The 15141-nt window shown below is 61.2% G+C and carries 15 protein-coding genes; 8 read left to right on the top strand and 7 right to left on the bottom strand.

The window, feature by feature from the left end:
* Positions 1-39 precede the first annotated feature (39 nt).
* Positions 40-2058: a thioredoxin domain-containing protein gene (locus AO692_RS20750; RefSeq protein WP_054311938.1), complete on the top strand. Its 2019-nt coding sequence runs from the start codon at positions 40-42 to the stop codon at positions 2056-2058.
* 168 nt (positions 2059-2226) lie between these two features.
* Here AO692_RS20750 and rho read toward each other — a convergent pair whose 3' ends face one another.
* The 3 genes from rho to hemE form a co-directional block, all read right to left on the bottom strand.
* Positions 2227-3489: a transcription termination factor Rho gene (gene rho / locus AO692_RS20745; RefSeq protein ID WP_152979904.1), complete on the bottom strand. Its 1263-nt coding sequence runs from the start codon at positions 3487-3489 to the stop codon at positions 2227-2229.
* Positions 3490-3661: 172 nt separating this feature from the next.
* Entirely contained in the window at positions 3662-4198 is a 537-nt protein-coding gene (gene hemJ, locus AO692_RS20740) for a protoporphyrinogen oxidase HemJ (protein ID WP_054311937.1), read from the bottom strand.
* Positions 4195-5223: a uroporphyrinogen decarboxylase gene (gene hemE / locus AO692_RS20735; RefSeq protein WP_054311936.1), complete on the bottom strand. Its 1029-nt coding sequence runs from the start codon at positions 5221-5223 to the stop codon at positions 4195-4197. The genes hemJ and hemE overlap by 4 nt, the downstream gene beginning before the upstream one ends.
* A 398-nt stretch (positions 5224-5621) precedes the next feature.
* On the opposite strand from hemE, the gene AO692_RS20730 reads away from it, so the two are divergent.
* The 5 genes from AO692_RS20730 to AO692_RS20710 all read left to right on the top strand — a co-directional run bounded on the left by AO692_RS20730 (position 5622) and on the right by AO692_RS20710 (position 11128).
* Complete coding sequence (locus AO692_RS20730) at positions 5622-6446, top strand: pyruvate, water dikinase regulatory protein (protein ID WP_054311935.1); 825 nt, start codon at positions 5622-5624, stop codon at positions 6444-6446.
* A 111-nt stretch (positions 6447-6557) separates the two neighbouring features.
* Positions 6558-7658: a DNA alkylation repair protein gene (locus AO692_RS20725; protein ID WP_054311934.1), complete on the top strand. Its 1101-nt coding sequence runs from the start codon at positions 6558-6560 to the stop codon at positions 7656-7658.
* 78 nt (positions 7659-7736) lie between these two features.
* Positions 7737-8534 carry a MerR family transcriptional regulator gene (locus AO692_RS20720; RefSeq protein WP_054311933.1) on the top strand — a complete coding sequence of 266 codons (798 nt, stop codon included), beginning with the start codon at positions 7737-7739 and terminating at the stop codon, positions 8532-8534.
* Positions 8535-8549: 15 nt separating this feature from the next.
* Positions 8550-9464, top strand: a complete 915-nt coding sequence (locus AO692_RS20715; RefSeq protein ID WP_054311932.1) for a hypothetical protein — start codon at positions 8550-8552, stop codon at positions 9462-9464.
* A gap of 71 nt (positions 9465-9535) precedes the next feature.
* Positions 9536-11128 carry a peptide chain release factor 3 gene (locus AO692_RS20710; RefSeq protein WP_054311931.1) on the top strand — a complete coding sequence of 531 codons (1593 nt, stop codon included), beginning with the start codon at positions 9536-9538 and terminating at the stop codon, positions 11126-11128.
* A 7-nt stretch (positions 11129-11135) separates the two neighbouring features.
* On the opposite strand, the gene AO692_RS20705 is transcribed toward AO692_RS20710, so the two are convergent.
* Genes AO692_RS20705 through AO692_RS20690 form a run of 4 tightly spaced genes read right to left on the bottom strand, consistent with a single transcriptional unit; the run spans position 11136 to position 13848 of the window.
* Positions 11136-11501 carry a helix-turn-helix domain-containing protein gene (locus AO692_RS20705; RefSeq protein ID WP_054311930.1) on the bottom strand — a complete coding sequence of 122 codons (366 nt, stop codon included), beginning with the start codon at positions 11499-11501 and terminating at the stop codon, positions 11136-11138.
* Positions 11498-12028, bottom strand: coding sequence for a Smr/MutS family protein (locus AO692_RS20700; RefSeq protein WP_054311929.1), 531 nt, complete (start codon positions 12026-12028; stop codon positions 11498-11500). Before AO692_RS20700 ends, AO692_RS20705 begins: the two co-directional genes overlap by 4 nt.
* The gene (locus AO692_RS20695) at positions 12025-13128 is read right to left on the bottom strand and encodes a murein transglycosylase A (protein WP_054311928.1); all 1104 of its coding nucleotides are present in this window, start codon (positions 13126-13128) and stop codon (positions 12025-12027) included. The genes AO692_RS20700 and AO692_RS20695 overlap by 4 nt, the downstream gene beginning before the upstream one ends.
* A gap of 9 nt (positions 13129-13137) precedes the next feature.
* On the bottom strand, positions 13138-13848 hold the full coding sequence (locus AO692_RS20690) for a Tim44/TimA family putative adaptor protein (protein ID WP_054311927.1): 711 nt from the start codon (positions 13846-13848) through the stop codon (positions 13138-13140).
* A gap of 194 nt (positions 13849-14042) precedes the next feature.
* On the opposite strand from AO692_RS20690, the gene AO692_RS20685 reads away from it, so the two are divergent.
* Positions 14043-14525: an FxsA family protein gene (locus tag AO692_RS20685; RefSeq protein ID WP_054311926.1), complete on the top strand. Its 483-nt coding sequence runs from the start codon at positions 14043-14045 to the stop codon at positions 14523-14525.
* 93 nt (positions 14526-14618) lie between these two features.
* Positions 14619-15107, top strand: coding sequence for a protein-export chaperone SecB (gene secB / locus AO692_RS20680; RefSeq protein ID WP_054311925.1), 489 nt, complete (start codon positions 14619-14621; stop codon positions 15105-15107).
* Positions 15108-15141 lie beyond the last annotated feature (34 nt).

Raw genomic sequence — 15141 nt, 5'->3', positions numbered from 1 at the left:
AATGCCCTAACCTTCTAGGGTCGATAACAGGCTGGAACCGTGACCTTACCGCAGAAGAACCTGCTCGCTGACGAGGCAAGTCCGTATCTGCGCCAACATGCGCAGAATCCCGTTCACTGGCGAGCCTGGTCACAGGCAGCCCTGGATGAAGCGCGCACGCTGGAACGTCCCATCCTGCTTTCCGTCGGTTATGCCGCCTGTCATTGGTGCCATGTCATGGCGCATGAAAGCTTCGAAAACGACGAAATCGCCGGCGTCATGAACCGGTTCTTCATCAACATCAAGGTGGATCGGGAAGAGCGCCCGGATATCGACCAGATCTATATGGCCTCGCTTTCGGCCATGGGAGAACAAGGCGGCTGGCCACTGACCATGTTTCTGACACCCGATGGTCAGCCCTTCTGGGGCGGGACCTACTTTCCGCCACGCTCGCGTTATGGCCGGCCGGGTTTCGTGCAGGTACTCGAGGCCGTCGACAAGGCGTGGCGGGAAAAGCGGGACAGCCTAATCCAAAGCGCTGGCGGGCTCCTCACGCATGTTGCTGCCCGGCTGTCGGCCACGCAGCCCAAAGGCGTGCTCAGTCAGCATACCCTCCTGCGTCTCGCGGACGGCATCGAGGGTATGATTGACTGGAATGAAGGCGGTTTGAAAGGCGCTCCAAAATTCCCGAACGCGCCCTTCATGACGACACTCTGGCTTTCCTGGCTGCAAGCCGGCAATGCGACCCATCGGGACGCCGTTTTGTTGTCCCTGCGAAAGATGCTTGCCGGCGGCATCTACGATCATGTCGGTGGCGGCCTCTGCCGCTACTCCACGGACGCCGAATGGACCGTGCCGCATTTCGAGAAGATGCTTTACGACAACGCCCAGCTTCTGCGGATGGCCAACTGGGCCTATGCAGCAACCGGCGACGAACTGTTCCGGATACGAATCGAAGAGACCATCGCCTGGCTTTCCCGTGAGATGCGCACCGAACACGGGGCGTTCGCTTCCAGCTTGGACGCAGACAGCGACGGCGAAGAGGGTCTTTTCTACACCTGGAACGACCAGGAGCTTGCCAACGCTTTCGAGACCGACCTTCCCGCCTTTGCCGATCACTACGGTTTGGCCGCTCCAGCCAACTGGGAAGGCAAACCGATCTTGCGGCAGAACGACGAACAGCGTGAACGAGAAGTCGCCAACCATTCAACCGTAGCCGACTTGAAGGCAAAGCTCCTTGCCGAGCGAGCCCGGCGTATCCGCCCAGGACGCGACGACAAGGTACTGGCCGACTGGAACGGGCTGCTCATCACAGCCCTGGCCGAATGCGGTCGAAGCTTCGGGCGAAACGACTGGATCGATCAGGCTGCCCAGGCCTTTGCCGGCATCCTTGCCGCCGCTGAAGGCGGCCGCCTGCCGCACTCCATCCTTGGAGACAAGAAGCTGTTCCCTGCCTTGTCCAGCGACTATGGCGCCATGATCACCGCCGCCGTGGCGTTGTTCGAAGCAACAGGCGACACCAACTATATCGGCACCGCCAGGGCACTGGCCGAGCAACTCGACCGTTGGCATGGCGACGCAGAGCATGCCGGCTACTACCTTTCCGCCTCGGACAGCAAGGATGTTCCAGTCCGCATCCGGGGTGATGTCGACGAAGCCATACCGTCCGCGACCGGACAGATCATCGAAGCCTTGGCACGGCTGGCAACGGCAACTGGCGATCTCGCACTCCATGAAAAAGCGCTCTCGGTAGCCGAACACGCCATGGGCCGAGCAAGTCAGCAGACCTATGGCCAGGTCGGCATCGTCAATTCCTGCGCGCTGCTACTGGAACCGTTGAAGCTGGTTATCGTGGAAAATCCAGACCAGGCAAATCTCGTTGCGGTAGCGAATCGAAATCCCGACATCCGTCGGATCGATATCATCGTTCCACTCGGCGGCTCGGCACCATCCTTGCCGGGCGACGTGGTTCCTCCAACGGACAAGCCCGGTGCCTATCTCTGCGCGGCTCAGACCTGCCTACCCGCCGTCACGGACCCAGATGAACTGCAGCGCCTTCTACGCCCGAAGGCGGGTTGATGTCTCGCCTCTCCGGTAAAGCCTGTAGAAATATAATAAATACAATAAGTTAGTAGATTTCGTCTCGATAGGTGGCCACGAGGAGACGCCTAGTCGCCAGAAACGAAAAGACGCGCCTTGTTCAGGCGCGCCTTTTTAGCTGTATCGATCTCGTTAGAGACCAACCGGTCAGGTGTTCATCGAATCGAAGAAGTCGCCGTTGGTCTTCGTCTGCTTCAGCTTGTCGATGAGGAACTCGATCGCGTCGGTCGTGCCCATCGGTGCAAGGATGCGGCGCAACACGAAGATCTTCTGCAGGTCCTGCCGCGCGACCAGAAGGTCTTCCTTACGCGTGCCGGACTTGAGGATATCCATGGCCGGATAGATGCGCTTATCGGCCACCTTGCGGTCGAGGTGCATTTCCGAATTGCCGGTACCCTTGAACTCTTCGAAGATGACTTCGTCCATGCGGCTGCCGGTATCGATCAGCGCGGTCGCAATGATGGTCAGCGAACCGCCCTCCTCGATGTTGCGGGCAGCACCGAAGAACCGTTTCGGGCGCTGCAGGGCATTGGCATCGACACCGCCGGTCAAGACCTTGCCGGATGACGGCACAACGGTGTTGTAGGCGCGGCCGAGACGCGTGATCGAATCGAGCAGGATAACGACATCGCGGCCATGCTCGACCAGGCGCTTGGCCTTCTCGATGACCATTTCAGCGACCTGCACGTGGCGGGCGGCCGGCTCGTCGAATGTCGACGACACTACCTCGCCCTTCACCGAGCGCTGCATATCGGTCACTTCTTCCGGACGTTCGTCGATCAGAAGCACGATCAGATAGCATTCCGGGTGGTTGGCGGTGATCGAATGCGCGATGTTCTGCAGCAGCACCGTCTTACCGGTGCGCGGCGGCGCCACGATCAGCGCGCGTTGGCCTTTGCCGATCGGCGCCACCAGATCGATGACACGCGCCGACAGATCCTTGGACGGCACTTCGATTTCCATCTTCAGCCGCTCATTGGGATAGAGCGGGGTCAGATTGTCGAAATGGATCTTGTGCCGGATCTTCTCCGGGTCGTCGAAATTGATGGTGTTGACCTTGAGCAGCGCGAAATAGCGCTCGCCTTCCTTCGGGCTGCGGATCGGTCCCTCGACCGTATCGCCGGTCTTCAGCGAGAAGCGGCGAATCTGCGAGGGCGAGATGTAGATATCGTCCGGACCCGGAAGATAGTTGGCGTTGGCCGACCGCAGAAAGCCGAAGCCGTCCTGCAAAACCTCGACGACGCCGTCACCGATGATCTCGATGTCCTGCGCAGCCAGCTTCTTGAGGATCGCGAACATCAGCTCCTGCTTGCGCATCACGCTGGCGTTCTCGACCTCGAGCGATTCGGCAAACGCGATCAGATCGGTCGGTTTCTTGTTCTTGAATTCTTGGAGTTTCATTTCCTGCATGAGAGGAGCCTAAGTGTAAAAATGGGAAAATGGGCCGGCGAGAGAAAAAGCCGAACGCGACCGGAAGGTAGGAAACTGAATGGGGCGCGTGACGAGGAGAGACCCGTCTTTTACCGTCACACCAAACAAAGAGCAAGGCGCGAAATCACAGGTTCCGCCTCGCTTTCGCCGCTTAGAACGGCTTTACGATCACCAGCACAACAATGATGATCATCAGCAATGTGGGGATCTCGTTGACCATCCGCCAGTGCCTGGCCGGTTTTTCATTGCGATCTTCGGCGAATTTACGCACGGCAGCCGATAGATAGCCATGCACGGCCGACAGCGCGACAACGGCGGCAAGCTTGGCATGCAGCCAGCCACCCTGGAAGCCGAAGCCCTTCCAGGCGAGCCACAGACCGAAAGCCCAGCTGATCACCATCGCCGGATTGATGATGCCGCGCAGCAGGCGCCGCTCCATCACCTTGAAGGTCTCTGACTGCTGGGAGCCGCGCTCGGTCTCGGCGTGATAGACGAACAGCCTTGGCAGATAGAGCATGCCGGCCATCCAGGAAATCACTGCAATCACGTGGACAGCCTTGGCCCAGGGATAGAAGTCTTCCGGAGCCACCAGGTAAAGCAGCGCCGTCAGAAACAGGAAGACGGCAATCGCGATCGCCGCCCGCCGCAAGGCTTGCCCACCGCTGGCTGCATTGTTGGTATCGGTCATCGGCGGCTCCTCACCTGCTTCACCATCGCCTCGACATGCGCGATCGGCGTCTCCGGCGTGATGCCGTGGCCAAGATTGAAGATCAGCGGCCCAGCACTCAGCGCATCGAGAATGGCGCCAACCCCTTCCTCAAGAGCCCGCCCGCCGGCAACGAGCCGCAAGGGGTCTAGATTGCCCTGCACGGCACCGCCCTTCTGCAGCGCCTTGGCAGCGGTCAACGGCACGGTCCAGTCAAGCCCGAGGCCTGATATACCGGTCTTGGAGCGATAGGAGGCGTAGTTGGCGCCCGCGCCCTTGGGAAAGCCGATCACCGGAACCTCTGGATGCACAGCATGTACCTGCCGCACGATTTCGGCCACCGGCTCCACGCAGAAGGCCTGGAACGATGCCTCATCCAGAACTCCCGACCAGGAATCGAATATCTGCACGACATCAACCCCGGCCTCGATCTGGCGGATGAGGTAGGTTGCCGACTGATCGGCCAGCGTCTTCAAGAGCTTCCTGAAGGCTTCCGGCTCTCGATAGGCAAACAGCCTTGCTGGCGCCTGGTCTGGCGTGCCGTGACCAGCGATCATATAGGTCGCCACGGTCCAGGGCGCCCCGCAGAAGCCGATCAGCGTGGTTTCATCCGGCAGTTTTCGGCGCAGTTGGCGCACTGTCTCGTAAACCGGCGCCAGATTCACGTGAAACATCTCTGTGTTCAACGCGTCGATTTCATTGGCCTGGATCGGCGTCAGAAGCGGCCCGCGGCCTTCCTCGAAGCGCAGATCGCGGCCAAGTGCATGCGGCACCACCAGGATATCGGAGAACAGGATCGAGGCATCGAAACCAAAGCGCTCGATCGGTTGTAATGTCACTTCGACCGCGAGGTCCGGATTGTAGCAGAGATCGAGAAAGCTGCCCGCCCGTTTCCTGGTTTCTCGGTACTCGGGCAGATAACGGCCAGCCTGGCGCATCATCCATAGCGGAGGCGGTGAAACCGTCTCCCCTTTCAGCACTTCCAGCACAGTCCGTTTGGTAGTCATGAGCCCGCTTTCGAAAGCCTATTTATAACTAAAAAGGATTCTTAAAGAGTCTTCTGATTCTACGAGTCTGTTTGAATCGGGGATGCCGAGCTGTCCATCATCGGGCACCGGAACGCCAGTCTCCATAATGTCGCGCGCTTTTCATCGCGGCTTTGGGAACAGTGGGGAAAACCCGAATCCATATTTGGAATCAAAGTACTGACTGCCGTGATCTTTTGTCCCGGCTGTGAGCGGCATCCGGTCAGATTCCGTCCTCCCCAGATTTGTCCCCAGCCGGCGAAAAAAGCTGACAGCGGCATCAATTGTGGACAAGCGGCCATCTGATACAGTCGCTTTTGCACACCCGCCGGATTGGTCCCGACTTTTCCACACCCACCCACAGCATCACGCGAGCCCTTGTGAACAAACCGCAAAGCTTCTTTCACCTGCACCTGATTTCCGACGCCACTGGAGAGACCTTGCTGGCTGCCGGCCGCGCGGCTTCGGCGCAATACAAGGATGCGCGCGCCATCGAGCACATCTATCCGCTCATCCGCACCGACAAGCAGCTGATGAAGGTGTTCGACGATATCGAGGAGGAACCGGGCATCGTGCTCTACACGGTCGTGGATCAGGCGCTTGCCCACCGTATCGATGAGCGTTGTGCGACCATGGGTCTGCCTTGCGTGTCGGTGCTGGAGCCGGTGCTTTCGGTGTTCCAATCCTACCTCGGTACACCGGCGGGCCGGCGCGTCGGTGCCCAGCATGTGCTGGACGCTGAATATTTCCGCCGCATTGACGCGTTGAACTTCACGATGGAGCATGACGACGGGCAGTTGCCGCTCGACATGGAACAGGCCGATGTCGTGCTGATCGGCATTTCCCGCACCTCGAAAACGCCGACCTCGATCTATCTGGCCAATCGCGGCATCAAGACAGCCAACATCCCGATCGTGCTTGGCGTCCCGGTGCCCCAGGCGTTGATCGAAGCCAAAACCCCTCTGGTGATTGGCCTTGTGGCGACGGCCGAGCGCATTTCGCATGTCAGGCAGAACCGCCTGCTGGGTTCGACCACCGGCTTCGATTCCACCGCCTATGTCGATCGCGCCGCGATCAACGAGGAGCTGACCTATGCCCGCCAACTCTGCGGGCGTCATGGCTGGCCGACCATCGATGTCAGCCGCCGCTCGATCGAGGAAACGGCGGCCGCCATTGTTGCGCTGCTGCGCGAAAAGACGCGGTAAGTCTTCCGGATCGCCAGCAGATTCTCCTGCCATCACGTGTCAGCAGGCTTGATGGCGTACCACCGCAATTCAGATTGGGAGCGGATGGTTCGGAAGCCGAGGCAAACAGGCATGACAGAAGCACAGGCAGCGCCGGCGCTGAAGGAAATCTTCGATCGCGCACGGCTTGGCCGATTCGCAAGTGAGACCGCGGCGATCGCACCGGGCTTCGATGCCGAGCGCTTCCTGCTGCTTGCGACCGATAATCTCGACGCGCTTGGCATCATGCAGCGGCTGCGCCAGACCGCTGTCAGTTTCCAGGCAACCCTGCCGACCAACTACGGCGAGGCGCTGGAAGTCCTCGATGCGCTTGCTCCGCGCATCAACCATGGCTTCGCTTCGATCGTCCTGCCGGAATTCGTTGCGCTCTACGGGCAAGACCATTTCGATCTTTCCATGCGGGCGTTGCACAACTTCACCCGCTACGGTTCGGCCGAGTTCGCCATCCGTCATTTCCTGCTGCGCGATTTCGAACGCACGCTGGCCGTGATGGTGAACTGGGCGGAAGATGACAACGAACATGTGAGGCGGCTGGCCAGCGAGGGCTCGCGGCCTCGTCTGCCGTGGTCGTTCAACCTGAAGGCCCTGATCGCCGATCCCTCGCCGACGGCGCCGATCCTTGAAGCGCTGAAGAGCGACACCAGCCTCTATGTCCGCAAGTCGGTGGCCAATCATCTCAATGACATCACCAAGGACAATCCGGACAGGGTCATTGAACGCGTTAAGGGCTGGGACATGCAAAACGCCCACACTGCCTGGATCGTCAAGCACGCGCTGCGCACACTGGTCAAGAAAGGTGATGCGCGGGCCCTCCACCTTATCGGCAGCACAGGCACGCCCCGGGTAAGCGTCGAACATTTCGCGGTGAAGCCGGCAAGAATTCACCTCGGCGCGCGCATCACGCTCGATGCGCGGATTGCTTCCACGGCAAGCAGCGACCAGAAGCTCGTGATCGATTATGCTGTCTACTATGTGAAGAAGGCGGGATCGGCTTCGAAGAAGGTGTTCAAGCTCAAGGAAATCGAACTGGCGCCATCGGCAAGGGCAGAGCTTTCCATCAGCCAGGTCGTGCGCGACTTCACCACTCGCAAGCACCATGCCGGCCATCACCGCGTCGAACTGATCGTTAACGGCGAGATCCTGGCCACGAGCGGATTCGATCTCGCACTGTAAGGCCTGAAAAAGCGACCGACAAGACAGCGCCATTCGGTTGCTTGACCCCGCCCCTGGGGCAGGCCTTAGACAGGCGCCATGACACGTTCTCATCTGCTCGCCGGTCGCTTCGGCGCGGCCACCCGACTTTCGCCCAAAGCGCTGCGGCTCTACGCCGAGCAGGGTCTGCTTGTGCCGGCGCATGTCGATCCGCAGACCGGCTACCGCTATTATGCGGCCGAGCAGGTGCCGCGTGCCCGGCTGATTGCGAGGCTACGCCAGCTCGGCCTGCCGGTGACACGCATCGCGGCCTTGCTGGAACTGTCGCCCCGGGCGCGTGCAATCGAATTGCGTACATGGCTGGAAGCGCAAAGCGAGCGCCTTGCCGGTCATGTGGAACTGGTCGAGGCGATGGCGTGCCAGGCTGATACCCCAACACCGTCGCTCTCGATCGCGCTGCGCGATGTTGCCGCCACCAAGATCGTCAGCCGGCGACGAATGGTGACCGTAGTCGATCTCGACGCTTACATGGCGGAGGCGGAAGCAGATATCCGCGCACATCTTGCCGCTTCGGGCTTTGCCCATGACGGACCGATGAGTGTCCACCACCACGATCTCACCACGCGCGACAATGAAGGTCCGGTCGAGGTTGCGATTGCCTGTGCGGGTCCGATCGAACCGGTGGGCGACCTGGCGATCCGCCTGTTGCCGGCCCGCCGCGAAGCGTTCGTTCCGGTGCCTGCGAACCATCAGAACTTCCCGCTGGTGCTTTCCATCTACGACGCACTCGAAGCCTGGATCGATAGGCAAGGCCTGATCGCCATCGACAGCCCGTATGAAATCTATGCCGGCAGCGGCGCCGCCGATTTCGACATCGCCTATCCGGTCAATTCCTGAAGGAAGCTCTCAGCCATGCACATTTCCTATACCGGCTCCGGCCCCTATTGCTATGCCAACGCCTTCGCGATGATGTTCGGCTCGGCGGCGCCCTCGACAGCGGTGATCGAGTTCGCCACGTCGAGCCCTTTCGGCATGCAATTGACCGGCGGCAAGCTGCCCTTCTTCGACCCCTATGGCTGGGACCCCGAGCTCAGCTTCGAAGATACGCTTGCCGCGCTTGGCTGGACATCCGAGGTGGTCAAAGGCGGCACGGCGGAAGAGGCCTTGCTCCGGCTCAAGGCTGCGCTTGTCGACGGTCCCGTCTGGGTCGGCCCGGTCGAGATGGGACATCTCAGACATCAGCCGGGCATGTCCGGTCCGATCGAGGCCGACCACTATGTCGTGGTGCTTGAAATGGACGGCGACCAGGTGTTGATGCACGATCCGCAAGGCTATCCCTATGCCACGCTGCCGCTGGCAGATTTCATGGCCGCCTGGTCTGCCAGGACATTGAGTTACGGAACGCCCTACACGACGCGCACAGGCTTTGTCAGACAGCGGGAGGTTTCCGAACGTGACGCCATAAGCGCCTCCATTCCGGCGGCGCGCCGCTGGCTCTCCATGGCAGGTGTGTCGGGCATGCCCGAGGGCAGCCTTGGAAATGGCGCGGCGGCTGAGGCATTGGCTGGATTGGTTGGCGGTGGCTGCGACGAAAGCCTGCGCGCCCATCTCATCCATTTCGCAGTCCGGGTCGGCGCGCGTCGCGCCAACGATGCCGCGGCATGCCTTGCGCGCATCGGGCATGAAGAGGCAGCGCGCATCATGGCCAGTCAAGCCCGCCTGATTGGCTCGTTGCAGCATTCGCTGGTGGTTGGAGATGATGAGCGCGCCGCTGCCGCACTGAGGACGCTAGGGCCGACCTATGGCGAGCTGCTGGCGGTGCTTTAAGGCCGCGTTTCCGTTCGACAGGCGGGTTTGTCGCTGCTAGAAGCCGGCGCAACGAACGGAATTCCTGGAAAATGACCGAAACCATCGAGAAGGCGGTTGCCCGCCGCCGCACTTTCGCGATCATCGCGCACCCGGACGCCGGCAAGACCACATTGACCGAAAAGCTGCTGCTGTTCGGCGGGGCCATCCAGCTTGCCGGAGAAGTCAAGGCCAAGAAGGACCGCATCCAGACCCGCTCGGACTGGATGAAGATCGAGCGCGAACGCGGTATTTCAGTCGTCACCTCGGTGATGACCTTCGAATATGGCGACAACGTCTTCAACCTGCTCGACACGCCTGGCCACGAAGACTTCGCGGACGATACCTATCGCACGCTCTCGGCCGTCGACTCGGCGGTCATGGTCATCGACGCCGCCAAGGGTATAGAGCCGCGCACGCTGAAGCTGTTCGAGGTGTGCCGCCTGCGCGATATCCCGATCATCACCTTCGTCAACAAGATGGACCGCGAGGCGCGCGATACGTTCGAAATCCTCGACGAGATCGAACAGAAGCTGGCGCTCGACACCGCACCGATCACCTGGCCGATCGGCCAGGGCAAGACGTTTGCCGGCACCTATCACCTCGCTGAAAACGCGGTACGCCGTCACGACGAGGAGGTCGAGCGCACACCAGTGCACGGGCCGGATTCCAACCGTGCCGCAGGCCTGCTGCCCGACAATGATCGTCCCGCCTTCATCGAGGAGCTGGAACTCGCACGCGAGGCATGCCGGCCATTCGATCTCGATGCCTTCCGTCAGGGCCATCTCACCCCGGTCTATTTCGGCTCGGCGCTGCGCAATTTCGGCGTGCGCGACCTGATCGAGGCACTCGGCGCCTTCGGCCCGGCGCCGCGCGCCCAGGAAGCCGATACCCGCAAGGTGGAGGCGACGGAGCAGAAGATGACCTCCTTCGTCTTCAAGATCCAGGCCAACATGGACCCCAACCATCGCGACCGCATCGCTTTCGTCCGCGTCTGCTCCGGCACGTTGCAGCGTGGCATGAAGGCGAAGCTCGTGCGCACCGGCAAGCCGATGTCGCTGAGCGCGCCGCAGTTCTTCTTCGCGCGCTCGCGCATCACCGCCGACGAAGCCTACGCCGGAGACGTTGTCGGCATCCCCAACCACGGCACGCTGCGCATCGGCGATACGCTGACCGAAGGCGAGGATATCCTGTTTCGCGGCGTGCCCAATTTCGCGCCGGAAATCCTGCGCCGCGTTCGCCTCGGCGATGCCATGAAAGCCAAGAAGCTGAAGGAAGCCCTGCAGCAGATGGCCGAGGAAGGTGTGGTTCAATTGTTCCAGCCGGAAGACGGCTCGCCGGCCATCGTCGGTGTCGTCGGCGCGCTGCAGATCGACGTGCTGAAGGAACGCCTCAGCATCGAATATTCACTGCCCGTCGATTTCGAGATGTCGCGGTTTTCGATCTGTCGCTGGATCGACGCCGACGACAAGCTCGACCTGCAGCGTTTCGTCGAGGCACATCGTGGCGATATCGCCCGCGACCTCGACAACGATCCGGTCTTCCTTGCGCAGCACGAATTTTCGTTGAACTACGAGGCAGAGCGCTGGAAAGCCGTCCGCTTCGCCGCCATCAAGGATTACCAGGTGCGCGACAAGGCGGCCTAGAGCGCCGTCATTTCGCGGATGGGATCTCGCGCAGAAGCGCGGTCACGCGCTGGATATCCGCCTCGCTTATCCTGCCGATCTTTTCGGCAAGAAGGTTGGCAAGCTCGGTCGCGGCAGGCGACAGGCCAGCCGTGTCGATCTTCACCTTGGGATGCGAATTCTCGGCCAGCCGCTGCAGGTCCTCCGCATCGTCCCAGATGATGTTGAAATAGCCGATGATCTTCTGGATCAGCGGCCAGCTCGGCACGCCGCGCTTGCCGTGCTCGAGTGCTGACAGGTAGGCGGCACTCACCCCGATCGCTTCGGCCATCTGCTTCTGGCTCACCCCGCGTTCTTCGCGCAGCACGCGGATGCGTTCACCGAGCGGGGTCACGGCCGTGTCCGCCGCAGGCGCACGTAAAGCGCGCCGCCGCCGCCATGATGGCGGGCGGCATGATCGTGGCTGGAAACCAGCATCCGGAAAGCGGGTGTGGAAAGCCAGGCCGGCACGGAGCGTTTCAAGATGCCGTCACCGCCGGAGGATGAACCCTTGCCGGTGATGACCAGCACATAGCGCACGCCATTGGCGTGGGCGCGATGCAGGAAGGAAAACAGCAGCGAATAGGCCTCGTCCTGCGTCATGCCGTGCAGATCGACGCGGCCTTCGATCTGCAGCCGCCCCTTGGACAGCTTGTCCAGCGTCGGTTCGTCGAGCGTATGGCGCACCGGCTGCGCCTTCGGCTTGGCTGACGACACGGTGACGATGCTGGCAGGCGCCGGTTCCTTCTGCGGTGGCTTTCGCTCGATCAGATCCGGCAGTTCCGGCACCGACTTGCCCTTGAGCGGCTTGGCCGATCGGGCAACGAGGTTCCACAGCACACGATCTTCTTCGGATAGGTCTTGGTCGCGGCGCCGGCTCATCTTGGCGCCTCATCGAGCAGCGAGTGCGGCACCAACGCGTAGAAATCGGCCACGTTGCGCACCACGCCGGCGATTTCCCCCGCGGCATCGCCGGAACCGGCAAACAGATCTCCTCGTGCCGAACCGGTGATGGCGGAGCCGGTATCCTGCGCGATCATCAATCGTCGGAACGGTCTGTCGTCGAATGCCATGAGCGTCGGCGCGTCGACGTAGAAAGGCGTGCCGAATGTGTGCAGCAACCGGTCCACCGCCATGGAGCGACCAGCCGAGAGCGGCACTTTCGCCGCCGCGATCGGCCCTAGTTCCGGATCTTCCACTGCCGCCAGCCGGAAAAAGATGAAGGAGCGGTTCTGCCAGAGGATCTCGTCGACGCGATCCGGGTTCGCCTTGAACCAGGCGCGGATCGACTGCATCGTCACCTTTTCCAGCGGGATCTCACCTGTATCGACCAGAACACGGCCCGGTCCGGTGAACCGCTGTCCGGACTTTGCAGCATAGGTGACGCGCAACTGCCGGCCGTCGGTCATGTCGAGCCTGGCGGCACCTTGCACGTGAATGAAGAAGACGTCGACTTTGTCGGCGAACCAGGCGATTTCCAGCCCCTGCCCGGCAAGTGCGCCACGTTCGATGGCGCCGCGGTCGTGATATTCCACGGGGCCTTCTGTCGTCTGGCGGGCGAACGCCAGGTAAGCGTCCATGCCGGCTGGCCGGTTGGCATCGTCGATGTCGATCAGATCAGCCGGACGCGACAGCAACGGCCAGCGATAGCGTTCGCTGCGCACCGGTGAAGCCTCGACCACGGGCTCGTAAAAGCCTGTGACCAGACCGGCATCCTTGTCGGGGGAAACATGGGCCGGAGCAAAATGGCGCTCGAAGAACGCTCGCGCCTCGATCCTATTCGCCAGCGGTGCCGTTCTTGCAGCCTCATAGGCCGGCTGAAAAGCCGCGAAATCGATACCGAGCGAACCGGTGCGGTACGGTTTTATCGGAGCATGGAAGGCAGAACGGCGGAAAGCTTCGAATGCGGCAAGGTGGTCGTCGTCGGCCCAACCGGGCAGATCGTCATAGGATCGCGCCGAAAGGAGTGGCGACAGCGGCACCTGCGCGGCTCAATCTTCTTCCTCGGTGGCGACAAGCTTCCAGTTCGGATCACGCGAACGGGTGTCGCGCGCGAAGGTCCATACGTCTTTGACCTCAGCGACTGTTTCCGGATCGCCGTCGATGACGGTGCCCGCCTTGTCGCGAGTGGCCGAAATCAGTTCGGAAACAATGCGGAGCGTGACATGGGCTTCCGAACCCTTCATCTCGGCCGAAACGATATCGGCCTTGTCGATGCCGACGAAAGAGGACTGGATCTTCTCCGATTTGGCCTCGCGTTCGCCGATGGCGGCAACGAAACCGTCGTAGACCTCGCGCGACAGGAGATTCTTCAATGTTTTGCGATCGCCGTCGGCATAGGCCATTACGATCATTTCGTAGGCCATCTTGGCGCCATCGACGAAACCTTTGGGCTCAAAGCTTCCATCGGCGTCCTTGATGGCGCGCAGGCCCTTGTTGAGATCAGTGTCCGGCTTGGCGAAGGCGTCGATATCGGCATAGGCGTCGGGTGCCGGCGCATCGCCCGGCGCGCGTTTGCGCGGCAGCGAAACGACATTCTCCGAAGCCTTGGCGGCATCCTTGTCGCGAGTACGGCCAGCCGTGTAGGGGTCGAACGGCGGACGCTCGTTGCCGGTACGGCGGCCGAGCACATTGCGCAGCTGGAAGAAGATCACCACCGCCGCGACCAGGAAGAATATCGTGCCGAAGTCGAAAAATGCCATGTCCTGTGCCAATCACCCTCGAAGCGGCCAACCAACTCAACCGGTCGCGCCTCCGGTTCGCGACTGATCATAACTATAAAAGCATATAGAACGTGCCGCGCCATCATTCAAACGCAAGCAGCGCATACCTATTTGATATAGTGAACGCCAGCGGCGATTGGTCGCTTGGCTAACATACAGCGATTGGGCGGGTTTTGCGTACTTCTTTTCTCCCTTTCTTCATACTGGCGCTTCCCTTGCTGGAGATCGCCGGCTTTGTCGTGGTCGGTAAACAGATCGGCGCGCTGGCAACGGTCGCCCTTGTGCTCGCCTCGACCATTGCCGGCGCCATGCTGCTCAGGCGCCAGGGCTTCAGCACCATGGTCAATGCCCGCGCCGAGATCGAAGCTGGCCGTGACCCCAGCCGTCCGCTGGCGCACGGTGCCATGACGATCTTTTCGGCGCTTCTTCTGATGGTGCCGGGTTTCATCACCTCCATCATCGGCCTGGTCTTCCTGATTCCCGCAGTGCGTGATTACGCCTGGCGCTTCCTGAAGAGCCGCGTTTCGGTGGTGTCTTCCTTCGGCGAGAGCGGTTTCAGGCCGCGCCAGCGTGAAAAGACCATCGATCTCGACACTGAGGATTTTTCGCGCGATCCCAACCCGGATTCGCCCTGGCGGCGGCTGAAGGATGAATGAACAGGCGCCAAATCTTGTCTTGAAGCGCCTGCCGTGATAGCCAACGCCCGATTTCAATAGGGGCCTGCTGGCCCAGCAAGGGGATTTTGGCTCATGGCCGACAACAATGAAGCGCAGGCTAGCAACGGCAACGGAGCGCAGCCGACGCTGAACGTTCTGGCCCAGTATGTGAAGGACCTTTCGTTCGAAAGCCCCGGCGCACCGAATTCGCTGCGCGGCCGCGACAAGGCGCCCGGCATCGCCATCAGCGTCAATGTCAACGCCAATCCGTTGTCCGACGAACAGTTCGACGTCAACCTGACGCTGAACGCCAAGGCTTCCTTCGACAAGGAAGTGCTGTTCAACGTCGAGCTGGTCTATGGCGGCGTCTTCAACATCTCTGGCTTCCCGCAGGAGCACATGCTGCCGCTCCTGTTCATCGAATGCCCGCGCCTGCTGTTCCCGTTCGCGCGCCAGATCATCTCGGACGCGACCCGCAACGGCGGTTTCCCGCCGCTGATGCTCGATCCGATCGATTTCGCGCAGATGTTCCAGCAGAAGCTGGCCGAGGACCAGGCCGCTTCCAAGGTGATGGTCAGCTAAGCTGACCTCCCGATATTCGATGAAAAACCCGGCC

The sequence above is a fragment of the Mesorhizobium sp. 1M-11 genome, from assembly GCF_001303895.1.
GTDB lineage: Bacteria > Pseudomonadota > Alphaproteobacteria > Rhizobiales > Rhizobiaceae > Mesorhizobium.
Note: the sequence above shows the minus strand (reverse complement) of the source record. Positions and strands in the feature narration are given on the sequence as shown.